Origin of the sequence: Gardnerella piotii (genome assembly GCF_049815665.1) — a bacterium.
GTDB lineage: Bacteria > Actinomycetota > Actinomycetes > Actinomycetales > Bifidobacteriaceae > Bifidobacterium > Bifidobacterium piotii.
This window is the reverse complement of the sequence record NZ_CP187450.1, coordinates 892,415-909,649: the sequence shown is the minus strand read 5'-3', so window position 1 is coordinate 909,649 and position 17,235 is coordinate 892,415. Positions and strand designations below refer to the sequence as shown.

Sequence of the window (17,235 nt, the reverse complement as noted above, 5' to 3'; positions counted from 1 at the left end):
TTGGAACACGTTGGTAGTGTTGGCGTTTTACAGGAAACAGCGGTTGATGTTAAACAATTTGTAGCTTAACATCAACACGCCTTTGCTGTTTCCAGTGAAGTTGCTAAATTAGCACTTCGAGTTTTTGTGATGAATCAATTTTATTTTGACACATCAAGTTTTATTTTGATTACTTGCTATCTTAAGCGCGTGCTTCTTCGATAGAAGCCTTAGCAGCTTCTACTACATGCTCAGCAGTAATGCCCAAGTCGATCATGTTCTGACCGCCGTCACCCTGCAAGCCGTACTGTTCGATAGAAACAGCCTTGCCGCAATCGCCAAGATACTTGTACCAAGGCAATGCCAAGCCAGCTTCGATGGAAACGCGAGCCTTAACAGACTTTGGAAGGATTGCTTCCTTGTACTCTTCGTCTTGCTCTTCGAACCATTCGAGAGATGGCATAGAAAGAACGCGAGCCTTAATGCCTTCTGCAGCCAAAGTCTTGGCGCCAGCAACAGCCCACTGAACTTCGGAGCCAGTAGCCATGATGATTACGTCTGGAGTGCCTTCGCAGTCAACCAACACATAACCGCCGTGCTTTACGCCTTCGCGAGCCTTATTGGCAGTTTCTGCGAGAGTTGGAACGCCTTGGCGAGTCAAAATCATAGCGGTTGGGTAGTTGTTCTTCTTCTCGAAGAAGTAGCGGTAAGCTTCAGCAGTCTCGTACTCATCTGCAGGGCGCACAACCTCAAGCTGAGGAATAGCGCGGAAAGCAGCCAAGTGTTCGATTGGCTGGTGAGTTGGACCATCTTCGCCCAAGGCTACGGAATCGTGAGTCCAAACGTAGAGGTTTGGAATCTCCATCAAAGCTGCCAAGCGAACTGCTGGGCGCTCGTAGTCAGAGAACTGGAAGAAGGTGCCGTTGAATGGGCGAGTGTTAGAACCAAGCAAAATACCGTTGGTAATAGCACCCATTGCAAACTCACGCACACCAAAGTGAAGCTGACGGCCGTACTCGGAAACGTTTGGCCAAGTGCGAGTTGCGTCCTCGGATGGGCCGAAGGAGTCAGCACCCTTAATGTTGGTGTTGTTGGAGCCGCCCAAATCAGCGGAACCGCCCCAAAGTTCTGGCATAACAGCAGCAATTGCGTTAAGAACTGCGCCAGAAGCCTTACGTGTAGCAACCTTGGAACCGACTTCGAAACCAGCAACCAAGTCGTCAATAGCCTTGTCGAAGCCTTCTGGAAGCTTGCCAGCCTTAAGACGATCGTAAAGAGCAGCCTTATCTGGGTTGGCAGAAGCCCACTTTGCAAGAGCTTCATCCCAAGCCTTGTGAGCAGCCAAACCGCGCTCGGCAACCTTGCGAGCATGAGCCAAAGCTTCCTCGTCGATTGGGAACGAAACTTCTGGATCGAAACCGCAAAGTTCCTTCAAGCCCTTAACAGCTTCTTCACCAAGCTTAGAGCCGTGAGAAGCTTCGTTGTTGGTCTTGCCTGGGGTTGGCCAAGCAATCAAAGTATTAACCTTAATGAAGTGAGGCTTATCGGTAACTTCCTGAGCCTTTTCGATAGCTGCAGCCAAAGCCTGAACGTCTTCCTTGTAGGAACCGTCTGGCTGAATGAAGCTAACTTCGTCGGTGTACCAACCGTATGCACGGTAACGAGCAAGAATATCTTCAGAGAAGGTGAGCTTAGTATCGCCTTCAATCTGAATGTGGTTTGCATCGAAGATTACAGTCAAATTGCCAAGCTTTTGGTTTCCAGCCAAGGAAGCAGCTTCAGAAGAAACGCCTTCCTCAACGTCGCCTTCACCGCAAATAACCCACACTTTGTGATCGAATGGGGAAGTGCCAGCTGGAGCTTCTGGGTCAAGAAGACCGCGCTCAAAGCGCTGACCATAAGCAAAACCAACAGCAGAAGCAAGACCCTGGCCAAGTGGGCCAGTAGTCATTTCAATGCCTGGAGTTAAGCCATATTCTGGGTGACCAGGAGTACGCGTGTCTGCACCGCCACGGAAATACTTAAGATCGTCAAGAGTTAAGCCGTAACCAGAGAAGAACAATTGCACGTATTGCGTAAGCGAAGCGTGACCGCCAGAAAGAATAAAACGATCGCGGCCAGCCCACTTTGGGTCAGCAGGATCGTGCTTAATGAAGTGCTGGTACAAGGTGTACGCAATTGGTGCCAATGAAACAGGGGAGCCAGGATGTCCGTGTCCTGCTCGCTCAACAGCATCAGCCGAGAGAACCTTCGCCATCTTTACGGCGCGCTCGTCTAATGCAGACCAGTTGAAATCGGTCATGTGATCTACTTTCCTTCCAATAATTCGGGTTTTTGCGCACAGCTTGCGCTGGCCATTACCCTCACATTGCCCTTTAATCCTATCTTTTATATCAGACGAATTTTTAACAAAGTGTGTCAAAAGTTAACAAAAGTTTATATTTATAGTTAGTTGTTGTTCTGTAAAAGTGACTTACTAAAAAATACTTAATAATACTTAATCACATATTGTTATCACATATTATTTTGGCATATATAATAGTTAGCAGTGAATTAATAAACGATTAGTGCTATTTATAAAAATTATTAGCGCTATTTAACAGAGTTTGATGTTTTAATAAAGGAGAATCAATGCAATCACGACGCATGATGATATTGCGTGCGGTTGTTGAAGATTATATTCGTTCGCATGAGCCTGTTGGGTCTGCATCTTTAGCTAAAAATCACAAATTAGGCGTTAGTTCTGCAACGATTCGCAACGATATGTCTCTTCTAGAAGAAGAAGGCTACTTGATTCAGCCACATACTTCTGCTGGAAGAATTCCTACAGAAAAAGGCTACAGGTATTTTGTTGATGGCTTAGCTGCGTTAATCCCGCTTTCTAATGCGCAAAGACGAGGGATTCGCACGTTTTTAAGTGGATCTGTTAGTTTACAAGACACTCTACAACGCTCAGCGCGACTTCTTGCAAGCATAACTGGTCAAGTCGCACTTGTTGCGTCTCCTGCATTGTCGAAGTCAAAAGTAAAAAGAATTGAGATTGTTCAAGTATCGTCTTCAACTCTTCTAGTTGTTGTTATTACAGACGCTGGAGGAGTTGCGCAACACATTATTCAAGCCTCTAACATAAATCCAGACGACTTATTGCATTTAGTTAATATGGTTAATGAGAGCTGCGTTGGAGCCTCTCTTTTAGATGCTTCTAAGCGCGTTTATTTGCTTGCAAATCGCAAGGATTTAGCGTCTGCTTTGCAAGTTATTAGTCAACTTGCTAACGCGTTAGAAGATATGCATAATGGCGAGCATTCTCACGATTTGTACATGGCTGGAGCTTCTCAACTTGCGCATAGGCAAAATATTGGCGATTTTGCGTCTCTTTTTGACGCTCTAGAAGAGCAAGCTGTTATTATGCGACTTATGACTTCGCTAAGTGAGGAAGCAAACGATTGCGCAAGTGGCGTTAGCGTTGCAATAGGCTCGGAAACTCACACGCCTGGGCTTTTAAATGCTTCTGTTGTAACAAGCGCTTACGGCTACAATTCAGATTCCGATTCGGCGTTTATTGGCTCAATCGGCCCTACTCATATGGATTATGCTGCAACAATGACGGCTGTTAAAGCTGTAGCAAAATATCTTAATACGTTTATATCTGAAAATTCATAAAAGCAAATTCATAAAAACTAGCTGGCTGTGCCTTATGCAAAAATAATTTTAGAACATAAAAGGGGAGTTAAGTGACTGACTATTACAAGATTTTAGGTGTTGATTCTAACGCTAGTGACGATGAGATTCGCAAAGCTTATAGAAAGTTAAGTCGAAAGTATCATCCAGATATTGCAGGTCCTGAGTTTGAAGACAAGTTCAAGGAAGTTAACGCTGCATACGACGTTTTGTCTAATCCAGAAAAACGCAAAATGGTAGATATGGGCGTAGATCCAAATAATCTATCGGCATCGGGTGCTGGTGCTGGCGCTGGCGCGTACGCCAATATGAATATGGATATGGGAGATATTCTAAACCAGTTCTTCTCTGGGTCTTTTGGTGCTAATGCCGGATCTCCTATTCCGCGCGTTAATCGTGGTGAAGATTCGCTAACAGAAGTTAAGGTTGACCTTAAAACTGTTGTTTTTGGCGGAAACGCTAAGGTTCATGTTGTAACTTTCGGTCTTTGCCAAGATTGCGCTGGAAAAGGTTCGGCAGATAAAACAGACCCTGTAACTTGCTCAGAGTGCAAGGGTGCTGGTTTTGTGCAACGAGTTACTCGCACAATGTTTGGTCAAATGATGTCTTCGGAGCCGTGCCGCGCATGTGAAGGCCACGGAACGATTATTAAAAATGTTTGCCCAAATTGCCACGGTCATGGTCGCGTTCGCACTTCTCGAGAAGTTGGAATCACGATTCCTGCTGGAATTAAAGACAATTCTCGCTTGCGACTTGCGTCTCAAGGAGCAATAGGCGAATGTGGCGGTCCAGCTGGCGATTTGTATGTTGACGTTCGCATTCGCAAAGACGAGCAATTTACTAGAGACTTAAACGATTTACATTGCTGGATTGACGTTCCAATGAGCTGGGCTGTGCTTGGTCACAAAGTAGATATTGATACTTTTGATGGCAAAAAGAGTGTTGAAATTCCTGCTGGAACGCAAAACGAAGACACGATTCCTCTTTACGATTTGGGTGTTACTGTTTTTGGAAGTAAAGATAGAGGAAATATTATTGTTCACATTCTTGTTAATATTCCAACAAAGCTTAGCGAAGAAGAGCGTAGTTTGATTGAAAAGTTTGCAAACTTGCACGATGAAAAAGTTAGCGAAGTAAAGCAACATGCTATTGCGGAGCCAGTGGGCAATAAAAAGGGATTCTTTAGCAAGCTAAAAGATGCATTTTGCTAGGATTTAGGATTTTAATGATTCTTAGTATTTTAAGGAGTTGACTTATGGTATTGCCTATTTTATTTGCTGGAACTCCAGATGTTGCTGTTGCTCCTTTGCGCGCGCTTGTTGAAGATAAAGAGCATTTTGATGTGCGAGCTGTTCTTACTCGCCCAGACGCTCCGACTGGTAGAGGTAGAAAGCTTGTTCCTAGTGCTGTTAAAAAATCTGCGATTGAGCTTGGAATTCCTGTTCTAGAGGTTAATCCTAGCAATGAGCAAGAGTGCGTGAGTGCTCTAAAAGCTACTGGCGCAAGGATTGCGGCCGTTGTTGCATATGGAAAGATTCTTCGCCAATCGGTTTTAGATGCTCTTCCTTTAGGATGGTACAACTTGCATTTTTCGCTTCTTCCGCAGTGGCGAGGTGCTGCTCCTGTTCAGCGCGCAATATGGGCTGGAGACGATATTACAGGTGCAACAGTTTTTAAGATTACGCGCGGAATGGATGAAGGTCCGATTCTTGCACAAATGACTACAAAGATTGGACCACACGAAACAGCTGGCGATTTGCTCACGCGATTAAGCAATGATGGCGCAAATCTTCTTTGCTCTGCTCTTGTTGGCTTGGAATCTGGTCAAATTGTTCCTGTTGAGCAAGACTCTACGCCTTGCCAAATCGCTCAAAAAATCACTGTTGAAGATGCTCATATTCGTTTTGATATTCCATCATTTGCAATCGATAGGCAGATTCGCGCTTGCACACCAAATCCTGGAGCTTGGTGCAATCTGCATGTTGATTCTAGTGATTTGCAAACAATCACTTTGCACGTTCTTGCTTGCTCATTAGCAAAAGATGAAGATATTGAATTACATAGTCTAAATGAGCTTAAACATGGGCAGATTCTTGCAAAAAAGCACAATGTTTGGGTTGGATGTGCAAGCGGAGCTATTGAGCTTTTAGAAGTTAAAGCGCAAGGTAAAAAAGCTATGAATGCTGCAGATTGGGCAAGAGGAGCGCACTTAAGTAGTGAATCCTACTTGGATTAAAAGTTAGTGAGTAAACGTTAATTTAGTAAATCTAAAACTAGGCTTAGGTCTCGCGTATCTATACTAGCTTTAGCTTGACTTTTTAATAACTGCTTTGCGCAAAATGCTACGCCTAATCCTGCTGTTTTAATCATATCTATATCGTTAGCGCCGTCTCCAATAGCAACGCTTTGAGCAATATCAATATTGTTCTTGCGCGCCCAATTAGTCAATGCTTTTGCTTTATATTGACGATTTACTATTGGATCAATAACTTTTCCACTTAGTTTAGAATCTACGACTTCTAGATTGTTTGCAACCCAAAAGTCTATGTTTAGTTTTGGCAAAAAATCGTCTAAAACTTGCTTGAATCCGCCGCTAACAGCTCCAACTTTCCATCCAAAAGAGTGCAATGTGTTTATAAGCTTTTTAGCTCCATTTGTTACATGAATATTTTGAGCAACTTGTTTAACGCAAGAATAGTCAAGTCCCTTAAGCATAGAAACTCTTAGCTTTAGCGACGTATTAAAGTCCATTTTTCCTTGCATTGCTCTAGATGTTATGTATGCCAAATCAGAGCCAACTCCAGCAATATCTCCTAATAAATCTATAACTTCTTCTTCAATAAGAGTGGCGTCTACATCTAAAACAAGAAGTCCTGGTTTTTTTAGTGAAGGAGTATGTGAAGGAGTGTTTGAAGGAGTGTTAATTAAGTTTTGTGTTTTTAAGTCTGGTACTTTAGTCATGTTATAATCTTTTAAGAGAGATGTTAGGTTTATTAATTAATTCTAAGGCTGGTTTAAGAAATTTAGGATTTTGTTTCGCTACGCGTTTTTGCATGTGAATCTTTTCTATAAAACTATTAAATGTGAAAGTTTATTGATTTTATTTGAATATTGCGTGTGGAAGTTTGGTTTAATTTGATTAGTTGAGTAAAATAGTTGCAGATTTATGGATAGTTGCAGATTTTTGGAATAGATAAATAATCAAAATGTGGGGAATTAAAGAGGTGAGTAAAGTATGGCAAGTATGAATTTACGCGATGTTGCTCTTGAAGTTGCTAGGATTTTGGAAGATGTTGGCAAGCACGCTTATCAAGACCAATTAAATCCTCGAGATATGGCAAGCATGATGGTTCTGGGGGATCCGAATCAAGCAGATTCTGGTTTTGGAGATAAGCTCGTACGCTTTATTGAAAATCGTCTTACGTACATAAACACATTCCAGGGATTTTGGCGTAATCGTCCAGAAAATTGCAATATTGGTGATCGTTTTTGGTGCGTTGGAAATATTGACGGTGCTATTAACTTTAATCGAGATATGGCAGAGTGGACTTTAACTGTTTCGCTTTTTGAGTTTAATGATCAAGGCTCCGCAAGACCTGTTCTTGGAGTTGTTCACGCTCCAGCTTTAGGGCTTACATATTTGGCAGCTAAAGGCCAGGGTGCTATTCGTATTCGCAAAACTTCTAATGGAGAAAAGCGAGAGAAAATCACGCCTTCTACAACATCAACATTGCACGGTTCTGTTGTTTGCTACGGAATGTCTTATATTCCAGGCGAATCTAAAAGAGCATTGGATGTTGTTTCTTCGCTTGAGGAAGAATGCCCAGCAGATATTAAGCGCATTGGTCCTGCTTCTCTTGACTTATGCAAGGTTGCTGATGGTACTTACGACGCTTATTTTGAGCCGCATCTTCACGAGTGGGATATTCCAGGCGTTTCCGCTGGTGCTGTTGTTGTTAAAGAGGCTCAAGGTCATGTTCGACAATGGAATGGTGACTCAATCCATTGGAGACGCGAAAACGACGTTATTGCTTCGAATGGTTTAATAAATAAAGAACTTCAAAATTATTTGCGATAAATTAGAGTTAAAATCTTAGCAATTGTTTGCATGATTTTTAATATTAAAGCTTTAATTTTGAGAAAAACATTTATGCAATCGTTATCATTAAATAGACAATATATAAGCGTGTCGCTTTAGCAATATTGTAGAATGAACATGATATCCCATTGTCCGACATTCAGAGGGGAGTGTTAACGATGATTGACACTGCACAAGCATTTGGCGTAGATATTGGTGGCTCTGGTATTAAGGCTGCACCAGTTAATTTGGAAAAAGGCGAGTTTGCTGAACCTCGTTATAAGATTCTAACTCCAGCGGTTTCCACACCTCAAGCTGTTGCAGATATTGTTCGTCAGCAGCTCGAGCATTTTGATGTTCCTGCAGATGTTCCTGTTGGTATTGCTTTTCCAGCTCCTATTAAGCCTGGAAAGAAGCTTGAGTTTATGGCGAATCTTGATCAATCTTGGATTGGTGTGGATGTTACAGAAGTGTTTAGCGAAGCTTGCGGTCGTCCTGTTACGGTTGTTAACGATGCCGACGCTGCTGGTCTTGCTGAGCAACACTTTGGTGCAGCAAAAGATAAAGATGGCTTAGTTATTGCAACAACATTAGGCACTGGAATTGGAACCGCTTTGATTTACAATGGCGTTCTTATTCCAAACACAGAGCTTGGTCATATTCAGCTAGAAAAAGGAAAGGGAGATGCGGAAAAGTATGCTGCTTCTTCTGTTCGCGAAAAGTTGGATATGGGCTATAAAAAGTGGGCTAAGCGCTTAACTAAGTATTACGGATTAATGGAAAAGTACTTTAATCCAGACTTGTTTGTTGTTGGCGGTGGCGTTAGCCGTGTGAGCGAGAAGTTCTTGCCGCATATCGATATTAAGACTCCTATTGTTGTTGCGTCTTTGCATAACGAAGCTGGCATTATTGGTGCAGCTTACTATGCAATGCAACAAAGAAACAAGTAAAGTTTTAATATTTTATTTGTTTTATTTACTTTATTTGCGCTGGATGCTTTTGCGTTCAGCGCATTTTTTATATTTGGTTATGCAATGCGCTAGTGTAGTCGAGTGCGATTTTCTTCTAGAGTTGATGTAAGTGAGCCAAATCCAATTATTCTGGCTCAACGCGTTGCTATGTCTAAAGGTATTAAACTCACAAAACTTAATGATTCAAACCCAACAGTGCATGGTCTTGCTCCAAAATGTTTAAGCGCAAAATATACAGCGGATCCTAGAGGGCCAATCGAAGTTAGGCGCATTCTTACTGATTTTATAAATGCTAGAGATAATCGCGTAGATCAAAATATTGCAAGTCAAAATATTGTAGATCAAAAAAGTAATTCGCCAAAAGCTCTTAATCCAAATAATCTATACGTATTATCGTCTACTTCTCAAGCATACGCATGGCTTATGATGCTTCTGTGCGATTGTGGCGATTCAGTTTTAGCTCCGACTCCTGGGTATCCTCTTATTGAATCTATTGCAAGACTGCAAGGCGTAAAATCTATACCATATCCGCTTGTTTACGATGGTTCTTGGACTATTGATGTTCCAAGAGTTAAAGAACTTTTGCAAAACGCAAATAATCGTATTCGTGCTCTTGTGTTAATAAACCCAAATAATCCAACAGGCTCTTATGTTAAGCCAGAAGAAAGAGCGCAATTGTTGAGTTTGTGCAATAAAAATAATGTTGCGATTATTGCAGATGAAGTTTTCTACGATTACTCTTTAGAACCATTTGCCAAAAATTCAAGACTTGCAGGCGAGCAATCAACACTTGTTTTTGCTTTAGATGGATTCTCAAAAATGCTTGCAGCTCCGCACGCAAAAGTTGGGTGGATTGAAGTTTCTGGGCCAAGTCAAGATGTGCAAGAAGCAATGAAACGACTTGACGTTATTGCGGATGATTTTCTTCCAATTGGCGCAACTGTATCAGAAAGAATTCCAGAATTATTGCAATGCGCTAAAGAGCAAACTGCGATTGTTCAAAGTCGAGTACGCTCTAATCTTAAAACGCTTAGAAAAATGCTTGCAAACTACCCAAATTGTTGCGTTAGTGCATTGCGTGCAGAAGGCGGATGGAATATTTTGTTGCGCGTTCCTTCTTGTATAGATGATGATTTATTAGCTTTGCGCTTAATTAAAGACTACAAGCTGGTTTCTCAGCCTGGATATTATTTTGACATGCCAACCAATGGCTACTTAGCATTGTCTTTACTTCCTAAAGAAGATCAATTTGAAAATGGCGTTACTTTATTGCTGAATACTGTTCATAAAATGTTAGAAGAGATGTAGAAAAATCTAGAATTTTGAAGACTCTAGATTTAGAAGACTTATGAATTAAGAAGACTCATGTTCTTAAACTTTAGACTAGATTAGCGTAAACCAACATCTAACGTAGTGCCAAAGCCCCGGATTGAATCGCAAAACTGAATCTTCTCTTCCTGGAACAAACCAACCTAAGAAAGCGATTGCAATAGAGAAAAATAGCATTGCTAAAACTACAATTCGTATTGTGTAACACATAACTTTTGTGCGCAAAGTTGTGCAATCTTCTACGTTTGCGTATTTTTCTAGAAAAACAGTAATTCCGATTATTGCGCTTAGCGAGAACGCCCACCCAAAGTCAGCAATATAACGCCATCCAATTCCTGCTTTTAAGCTGTTGAAAACAACAACAATCATTGCAAGAATCAAAGCACATATAGTAAGTCTTGACGCAAATTTGCTCATTTTTTTAGTCATTAACAAAGAACAAATAACGCCAATAAATGCCAATGGAGCAAGGGTAAACATTCCGCCAATCATTGGCTCTGCGTATTGCCATCTATTGAAAGCAATAGGATTAATCGAAATCCAAGGGAAAGCTGGTGTAAAGCGCAATGGCAAAGCTAAATAACTTAAAATTGAAGGAATGATGTTTTGCACAGGAAGGCGCATTGTAGTCATGTCTGTAATAGTAATTTGATATTCGTTACCAAAGTTAAATGGCGACCCAAATCTTAAAGCGTTATACAATCCTATTGGTATTGCAACTATTACAAACGGCACAATCACGCTTAAAACTAGCTTTATTATTTGCTTTAAGTCTTCTTTTATAATTTTCTTGCTAGAAATTAAATGCTTAAAATAGAAGTAAATATTGTTGTAAAAAAGCGGTATTGCAAGCAAAAACGCGATTATAAATGTTGGTCTGCATCCTAAATTTAGAGATATAAACAAAGAGCCTAATGCAATGTGCTTAACAGATATTTGATAAATAGACTTGTTTGATTCTTGGCTTTGTTTGCAATCTTTTGCAATATTTTTATTGGCGCCAAGATAAAACCATAATCCTAAAGATGTAAAGAATAGCGAAGCTGCCATTGGAACACTATAGAATGATGTTCTAAACCATAAGTAAACGGTGTTAGATGTAATAAAGAACAAAGCTAAGCAAATAGACACGCAAGCAAGAGACGCTCGTTTATTTATTCGCTCAATAAGTCTAATCACTAGAAGAGAGCCAGAAATTAAGAACCCCACTAGGCATATAAGAGTTGCGATTGTTGTTGGAAGCATACTTCCGCCATTAATCCACAAACTCGATATAAGTCTATAAGGCATAAAGAATAAAACAGCTGGAATTACGCCAAAATACGAGTACCAATGGCCGTTGTAATATGCGTGATCCCAATAAATATTGTGCACTAAATTAGAAAGAAGCTTGTTTCTTGCAATTGGATCGTACGGATTAGTAAGATTTTGCATTTGCTTAGGAACAGGCAAATCAAGATATGTTTTTCCTTTAATAAGAGCGTCTGCTGTGTGCGCATATTGATCAAAATCGTACGTGTAGTTTCCAGCAACGTCAAAATGCATTGGAATAGCGTTAAAAACATTCCAAACAATTGCAACAACAGCTATAGCAATAAATGGAGTCCAAGATAAAACTAGTAAAAGTCTTTGATTAAAACTTTTTGTATTAAGTTTTATTTTCCACAATTTAGACCAAGGATTCCACAATGCAATCAAAATTGAAATGACTATAAGAAAAAGAACGCGACCCCAATTCCAACTAAAAGGTGCTCTAACATTTGCTTTTGCGTCCTCAACGTCTACAACGTCTCCTTTAGGGTGCTGTATCCATAATCGAAGCGTGCTTTTAACTCCAACGGCTTGATCTGGAACAGGAAGCATAGCAAAACTAATAGCTCTAGGGTTTGTGCTTAAAGACTTTCCAGCGATTTTATTAACATCAATGCGTACATGCACGTCTGTTTTAACGGGACTTTTGCCAATTTTTTTCGGCGTAATTAGTGAAGGCTTAAGCTGAATGTACGGCGAAGATCCGTCGGAATTAACTTCTAAATAAGATTCCGAAGGGTCTGTAATTAAAAGTCCTCCAGAAGAAAGTCTTTTAATTCCAGGGCCAGTAATATTGTGAGCAAACATGCTATCCGTGCTGCCAGTAACACTATTCCAAAATGGAATATTCCCAACAGTGCATTCAAACAATGCTATTAACAGCAAGATTGCTAAAGGCGCGCGAAGAACGCGAAAAATGTTGTGTAGCGCGCAATTTGCAAAATTAGCTGTTTTTTTCATAGAAATCTAAAATCCTATTCTTCTGCTACCAAATCAAGATAGTCGTCGCTCCACAAGTCTTCGTCACCGTCTGGCATAAGAAGAACTCTTTCTGGGTTTAGCGCAAGAACTGCTCCTTCATCGTGAGTAACCAACACAATTGCGCCTTCGTATTTAGAAATTGCTTTAAGAATTTCTTCGCGGGAAGCTGGGTCTAAGTTATTAGTAGGCTCATCAAGCAAAAGAACGTTTGCTTTAGAAGTTACAAGAGTTGCCAATGCTAGGCGAGTTTTTTCGCCGCCAGAAAGCACTTTAGCGGGTTTCATGGCGTCATCTCCCGAAAACAGGAAGCTTCCAAGCATTGATCTTGCTTGAGTGTCGTTTAATTCTGGCGCAACGTGTTGAAGATTTTCTAAAACAGTTGCATCTAAGTCTAAAGTATCGTGCTCTTGCGCAAAATAGCCTATTTTGCATCCGTGTCCATATTCAACAACGCCAGTATCTGCGCTTTCTTCGCCAGCAAGAATGCGCAAAGTGGTAGTTTTTCCAGCGCCATTGTATCCCAAAATAACAACTCTCGAGCCTTTATCTATAGCCAAATTTATGCCAGCAAACACAATGTTTGAACCATAAGCTTTTGAAATATCTTTAGCCATAATAGGAGTGCGTCCGCAAGGAGCAGGCTCTGGGAATCTAATATCTGCTACTTTTTCGCGGCTTTGAGCTTCGCTTGTTTCGTTCAATAAGCGTTCAGCTCTGCGCATCATGTTTTGAGCTGCTACTGCTTTAGTTGCTTTTGCGTGAAGTCGGATTCCTTGCTTCATAAGTCGATCCGCCTTCTTTTCTGCAACTTCGCGCTCTCTTCGTCTTCTCTCTTCGTCTACAACGCGCTGATGCAAGTATGCTTTCCAGCCCATTGAATACATGTCTATTTGAGCCAATTGTGCATCTAAATGCCAAACTTTATTAACAACTTCGTCTAGTAACTCTGTTGAGTGAGATATAACAAGGAATCCGCCAGAGAATTTTTTCAGATAGTTTCGCAACCATATTATGGAATCTGCGTCTAAGTGGTTAGTAGGCTCGTCTAAAATCAGCGTATCTGCGTTAGAAAAAAGTATTCGCGCAAGTTCGATTCGCCTGCGTTGGCCGCCAGAAAGTGTTCCAAGAGCTTGTTTCATAACTTCTTGTGGTAATCCAAGGCTATTTGCCATTGATATTGCTTCCGATTGAACAGCGTACCCGCCAGCTTTTTCAAAATCATTAATCGCTTTATCGTAGCGATTCATGGCTTTTGTCATAATATCTGGATCTGGATTCGTCATGTCTTTTTCTGCTTTTCGTATACGAGATACGATTGACGAAATATCGCGAGCGCTCATAATTCTATCTAACGCGCTTTGCTCTGGATCTGCCGCATGCGTGTCTTGTGGAAGATATCCTAACGAGCCGCTTACTTTTACGCTTCCTCCAGCTGGAAGTGTTTCTCCAGTAATTACGCGCGTAAGTGTTGTTTTTCCAGCGCCATTCCTTCCGACTAAGCCTATTTTGTCGCCTTTTGTAACGTGAAAATCTGTTGGGTTTAATAGCGTGCGCGCACCAATTTGTATAGTAAGTCCTTGTGCGTCAATGGCCATTTTTTTACCCACCCCTTAAGTTTTATTCTTGTAAAATCGTAATTAAAATATTAATTGAAATATGTTAACCAAACTCCCGATTATACCGTTAGGCTTGCATAGGATTAGCAACACGCAGTAAGCAACATATTTCGAACATGTGTTCTATAATGAATGATATTACAAAACAGGCACGTAATCAAGATTTAGTTTTGCAATTTTGATTCATATACGCTAAAGCATCTTAAGGAGGTAGAATGCAAAAACACTTGGATTCTTTACAAAGTAAGCAATCACTTTCAATAAAAGATGCAAATATGAATGCTACAAACATGAATGCTAAAGATGGAAATAGTCGTCAAAAAAACAATGTACTTCAATCGTTTATTGATTCTGCGCCAATTGTAAAAAATAATGGTAATTTAATATACGATTTAGGTGATGTTCCTTCAGACTTAAAAATAACTGTTCAAGGTGCAAGAGAGCATAATCTAAAGAACGTTAATTTGCAATTGCCTAGAAATAGGATGATTGTTTTTACTGGCCTATCTGGTTCTGGCAAATCTTCTCTTGCTTTCGACACTCTTTTTGCAGAAGGTCAAAGGCGTTATGTGGAATCCTTAAGCGCGTATGCAAGGCAATTCCTTGGAAGAATGGATAAGCCAGACGTAGATTTTATTGAGGGATTAAGCCCAGCGGTTTCGATTGACCAAAAAACAACTAATCGTAATCCTCGTTCTACTGTTGGCACAATTACGGAGATTTATGACTATTTAAGGCTTCTTTTTGCTCGTGTTGGTATTCCACATTGCCCTAAATGTGGTGAAATCGTTAGTGCGCAAACTCCTCAACAAATAGCTAATGCATTGCTTTCTTTGTCGCAAAAAACAAGGTTGCAATTGCTAGCTCCTATTGTTAACGGCAGGAAAGGTGAGTTTAAAGATACTATTACTCTTCTTAGGTCAGACGGCTATTCTAGAGCGCTTGTAGATGGGCAAATGCGTGAGCTTTCTGAAGATATTACTTTAGAAAAACAAAAGAAACACACAATCGAAGTTATTGTAGATAGGTTAGTTATAAAAGATGGCATACGTACACGCCTTACAGATTCTATAGAAACAGCGCTAAAGCTTTCTAAAGGTATTGTTGTTGCTGATTTTGTAGACGAAGATGCTTCTTCTAAAAACAGGCGTCAAAGTTTTTCCGAAAATATGGCGTGCACGAATAGTCATCAATTTAACCTATTAGAGATAGAGCCAAGAACGTTCTCGTTCAATGCTCCGTATGGAGCGTGCCATGATTGCTCTGGAATTGGTTACAATCTAGAGATTGACCCTGCTCTTGTTGTTCCAAATACAGAAAAGTCACTTAACGAAGGCGCTATAGAACCTTGGGCATTGAATAAAGCAGCTGGAGAATACTACAGGCACGTGTTAAAAGGCTTAAGTGCAGAGCTTGGCTTTAGTATGGATACTCCGTGGGAAAATCTTCCAAAAGATGTGCAAGATTCAATACTTTATGGTCATGATTTTGAAGTAAAAGTATCGTATAAAAATCGATGGGGTAGGCAGAGAGAGTATTCAACAGGATTTGAAGGCGTAGTGCGTACTCTTATGCGCAAGCATGACGAAACAGACTCAGATCAAATGCGTCAATACTATGAGTCGTACATGCGAGAAGTGCCATGCTTAACATGCAAAGGAAAAAGACTTAATCCAGAAGTCTTGTCTATTAAAGTTGGCTCGTGCTCAATCGCAGACGTATGCGATATGCCTATTGAAAAAAGTCTTGAATGGATTAATTCATTAAATCTAGAAGGCTCAAAAAAGATAATTGCTAAAGAGATTGTAAAAGAAATCAAAGCAAGACTAGGCTTCTTAAACGACGTTGGCTTAAACTACTTAACGCTTTCTAGAGCAGCAAAAACTCTTTCTGGCGGAGAAGCTCAAAGAATAAGACTTGCAACGCAAATAGGGTCTGGTTTAGTTGGTGTTATGTACGTTCTTGACGAACCCTCTATTGGTCTTCATCAAAGAGATAACGAGAAGCTTATATCAACGTTGCATAATCTTAGAGATCTTGGAAATACGCTTATAGTTGTAGAACACGACGAAGATACAATACGAAAGTCAGACTGGCTCGTAGACATTGGCCCAGAAGCTGGAGAAAACGGCGGAGAAGTTGTATATTGCGGACCTGCAAAACATATAGCAGAGGCAAAGCGATCAATTACAGGAGACTATATTGCAAAAAGACGCGCAATAGATGTTCCTAAAAAGCGCCGCAAAATCAACAAAAGTCGTAAGCTAACTATTGTTGGCGCAAAAGAGCACAATCTTAAAAACATAGATGTAGAAATACCACTAGGCGTATTTACTTGCATAACAGGAGTATCTGGATCTGGAAAGTCAAGCTTAATAAACTCAATACTTTACCCAGTTTTGGCAGATAAGCTAAACGGCGCTCGCATTGTTCCAGGATTGCATAAGCGCGTTGATGGAATAGACAATTGCGATAAGGTTGTTCACGTAGATCAAAATCCTATTGGCAGAACACCAAGATCAAATCCTGCAACCTACACTGGAGTTTGGGATAAAATTCGCTCGCTTTTTGCTCAAACTCCAGAAGCAAAAGTTAGAGGGTATGGTCCTGGAAGATTCTCGTTTAATGTAAAAGGCGGAAGATGCGAGGCTTGTAGCGGAGATGGAACGCTTAAAATCGAGATGAATTTTTTGCCAGACGTATACGTGCAATGCGAAGAATGCCACGGAAAAAGATATAATCGAGACACTCTAGAAGTAAAGTACAATGGTAAAACTATTTCAGACGTGCTAGATATGCCAATATCGCAAGCAGCTGTGTTCTTTAAAGCATATCCGTCTATTTCTAGATACTTAGAGACTTTAGTTAAAGTTGGATTAGGTTATATTAGGCTTGGTCAAAGCGCGACAACACTTTCTGGCGGAGAGTCGCAAAGAGTAAAGCTTGCTACAGAGCTACAAAAACGTTCTACTGGTAAAACCGTTTATATTCTAGATGAACCTACTACGGGCTTGCATTTTGAAGATGTTCGCAAGCTTTTAAGCGTTCTTCAATCCTTAGTAGATAAAGGCAATAGTGTAATAGTTATTGAGCACAATCTTGATGTTGTAAAATGCGCAGATTGGATTATAGATTTAGGACCAGAAGGAGGAGATAAAGGCGGCGAAATCGTGGCAACTGGTACTCCAGAAGATGTTGCAAAGCAGCCAGAAAGCTGGACTGGTAAATTCTTAAAGTCAATGCTTGAATAGAGCAAAATCAGCAGTATTTAAGTAAAAATTTATGAATA

Annotated in this window: 11 protein-coding genes; 7 read left to right on the top strand and 4 right to left on the bottom strand. The window is 40.6% G+C overall.

Translation table 11 applies throughout. The features are described 5' to 3' along the window. Nucleotides 1–181: 181 nt before the first annotated feature. Nucleotides 182–2,281 (bottom strand): transketolase, encoded by a 2,100-nt coding sequence (tkt, locus tag ACPEIW_RS03760; RefSeq protein WP_425663113.1) that lies wholly within the window; start codon nt 2,279–2,281, stop codon nt 182–184. Between the two features lie 344 nt (nt 2,282–2,625). Here tkt and hrcA point away from each other — a divergent pair, with 344 nt between their 5' ends. The 3 genes from hrcA (at nt 2,626) to fmt (ending at nt 5,896) form a co-directional block, all read left to right on the top strand. After that, entirely contained in the window at nt 2,626–3,642 is a 1,017-nt protein-coding gene (gene hrcA, locus ACPEIW_RS03755) for a heat-inducible transcriptional repressor HrcA (RefSeq protein ID WP_016635343.1), read from the top strand. Nucleotides 3,643–3,713: 71 nt separating this feature from the next. Next, a complete protein-coding gene (locus tag ACPEIW_RS03750) occupies nt 3,714–4,871 on the top strand; it encodes a DnaJ C-terminal domain-containing protein (RefSeq protein WP_016840117.1) in 1,158 nt (385 codons plus the stop codon). A 44-nt stretch (nt 4,872–4,915) separates the two neighbouring features. Further along, on the top strand, nt 4,916–5,896 hold the full coding sequence (gene fmt / locus ACPEIW_RS03745; protein WP_425663111.1) for a methionyl-tRNA formyltransferase: 981 nt from the start codon (nt 4,916–4,918) through the stop codon (nt 5,894–5,896). Between the two features lie 17 nt (nt 5,897–5,913). Here the strand turns inward: fmt and serB are convergent, their stop codons facing one another. Next, nucleotides 5,914–6,621: a phosphoserine phosphatase SerB gene (gene serB, locus ACPEIW_RS03740; protein WP_425663109.1), complete on the bottom strand. Its 708-nt coding sequence runs from the start codon at nt 6,619–6,621 to the stop codon at nt 5,914–5,916. Nucleotides 6,622–6,895: 274 nt separating this feature from the next. Between serB and ACPEIW_RS03735 the strand changes: the two genes are divergently transcribed. The 3 genes from ACPEIW_RS03735 to ACPEIW_RS03725 all read left to right on the top strand — a co-directional run bounded on the left by ACPEIW_RS03735 (nt 6,896) and on the right by ACPEIW_RS03725 (nt 10,017). Continuing rightward, nucleotides 6,896–7,738: an inositol monophosphatase family protein gene (locus ACPEIW_RS03735; RefSeq protein WP_425663107.1), complete on the top strand. Its 843-nt coding sequence runs from the start codon at nt 6,896–6,898 to the stop codon at nt 7,736–7,738. Nucleotides 7,739–7,917: 179 nt separating this feature from the next. Then, complete coding sequence (gene ppgK / locus ACPEIW_RS03730) at nt 7,918–8,688, top strand: polyphosphate--glucose phosphotransferase (RefSeq protein WP_016635338.1); 771 nt, start codon at nt 7,918–7,920, stop codon at nt 8,686–8,688. Between the two features lie 102 nt (nt 8,689–8,790). Then, entirely contained in the window at nt 8,791–10,017 is a 1,227-nt protein-coding gene (locus tag ACPEIW_RS03725; protein WP_425663105.1) for a pyridoxal phosphate-dependent aminotransferase, read from the top strand. Nucleotides 10,018–10,092: 75 nt separating this feature from the next. Here ACPEIW_RS03725 and ACPEIW_RS03720 read toward each other — a convergent pair whose 3' ends face one another. Further along, nucleotides 10,093–12,309, bottom strand: coding sequence for a beta-carotene 15,15'-monooxygenase (locus ACPEIW_RS03720; RefSeq protein ID WP_425663103.1), 2,217 nt, complete (start codon nt 12,307–12,309; stop codon nt 10,093–10,095). 14 nt (nt 12,310–12,323) lie between these two features. Next, entirely contained in the window at nt 12,324–13,925 is a 1,602-nt protein-coding gene (locus ACPEIW_RS03715; protein WP_425663101.1) for an ABC-F family ATP-binding cassette domain-containing protein, read from the bottom strand. Nucleotides 13,926–14,221: 296 nt separating this feature from the next. Between ACPEIW_RS03715 and uvrA the strand changes: the two genes are divergently transcribed. Then, the gene (gene uvrA / locus ACPEIW_RS03710; protein WP_425664411.1) at nt 14,222–17,197 is read left to right on the top strand and encodes an excinuclease ABC subunit UvrA; all 2,976 of its coding nucleotides are present in this window, start codon (nt 14,222–14,224) and stop codon (nt 17,195–17,197) included. Nucleotides 17,198–17,235: the final 38 nt, after the last annotated feature.

What these genes read in the sequence shown, in the direction of transcription:
- tkt (WP_425663113.1), bottom strand. Translation starts at nt 2,281, where the DNA reads ATGACCGATTTCAACTGGTCTGCATTAGACGAGCGCGCCGTAAAGATG.
- hrcA (WP_016635343.1), top strand. Translation starts at nt 2,626, where the DNA reads ATGATGATATTGCGTGCGGTTGTTGAAGATTATATTCGTTCGCATGAG.
- fmt (WP_425663111.1), top strand. Translation starts at nt 4,916, where the DNA reads ATGGTATTGCCTATTTTATTTGCTGGAACTCCAGATGTTGCTGTTGCT.
- serB (WP_425663109.1), bottom strand. Translation starts at nt 6,621, where the DNA reads ATGACTAAAGTACCAGACTTAAAAACACAAAACTTAATTAACACTCCT.
- ACPEIW_RS03735 (WP_425663107.1), top strand. Translation starts at nt 6,896, where the DNA reads ATGGCAAGTATGAATTTACGCGATGTTGCTCTTGAAGTTGCTAGGATT.
- ppgK (WP_016635338.1), top strand. Translation starts at nt 7,918, where the DNA reads ATGATTGACACTGCACAAGCATTTGGCGTAGATATTGGTGGCTCTGGT.
- ACPEIW_RS03720 (WP_425663103.1), bottom strand. Translation starts at nt 12,309, where the DNA reads ATGAAAAAAACAGCTAATTTTGCAAATTGCGCGCTACACAACATTTTT.
- ACPEIW_RS03715 (WP_425663101.1), bottom strand. Translation starts at nt 13,925, where the DNA reads ATGGCCATTGACGCACAAGGACTTACTATACAAATTGGTGCGCGCACG.
- uvrA (WP_425664411.1), top strand. Translation starts at nt 14,222, where the DNA reads ATGAATGCTACAAACATGAATGCTAAAGATGGAAATAGTCGTCAAAAA.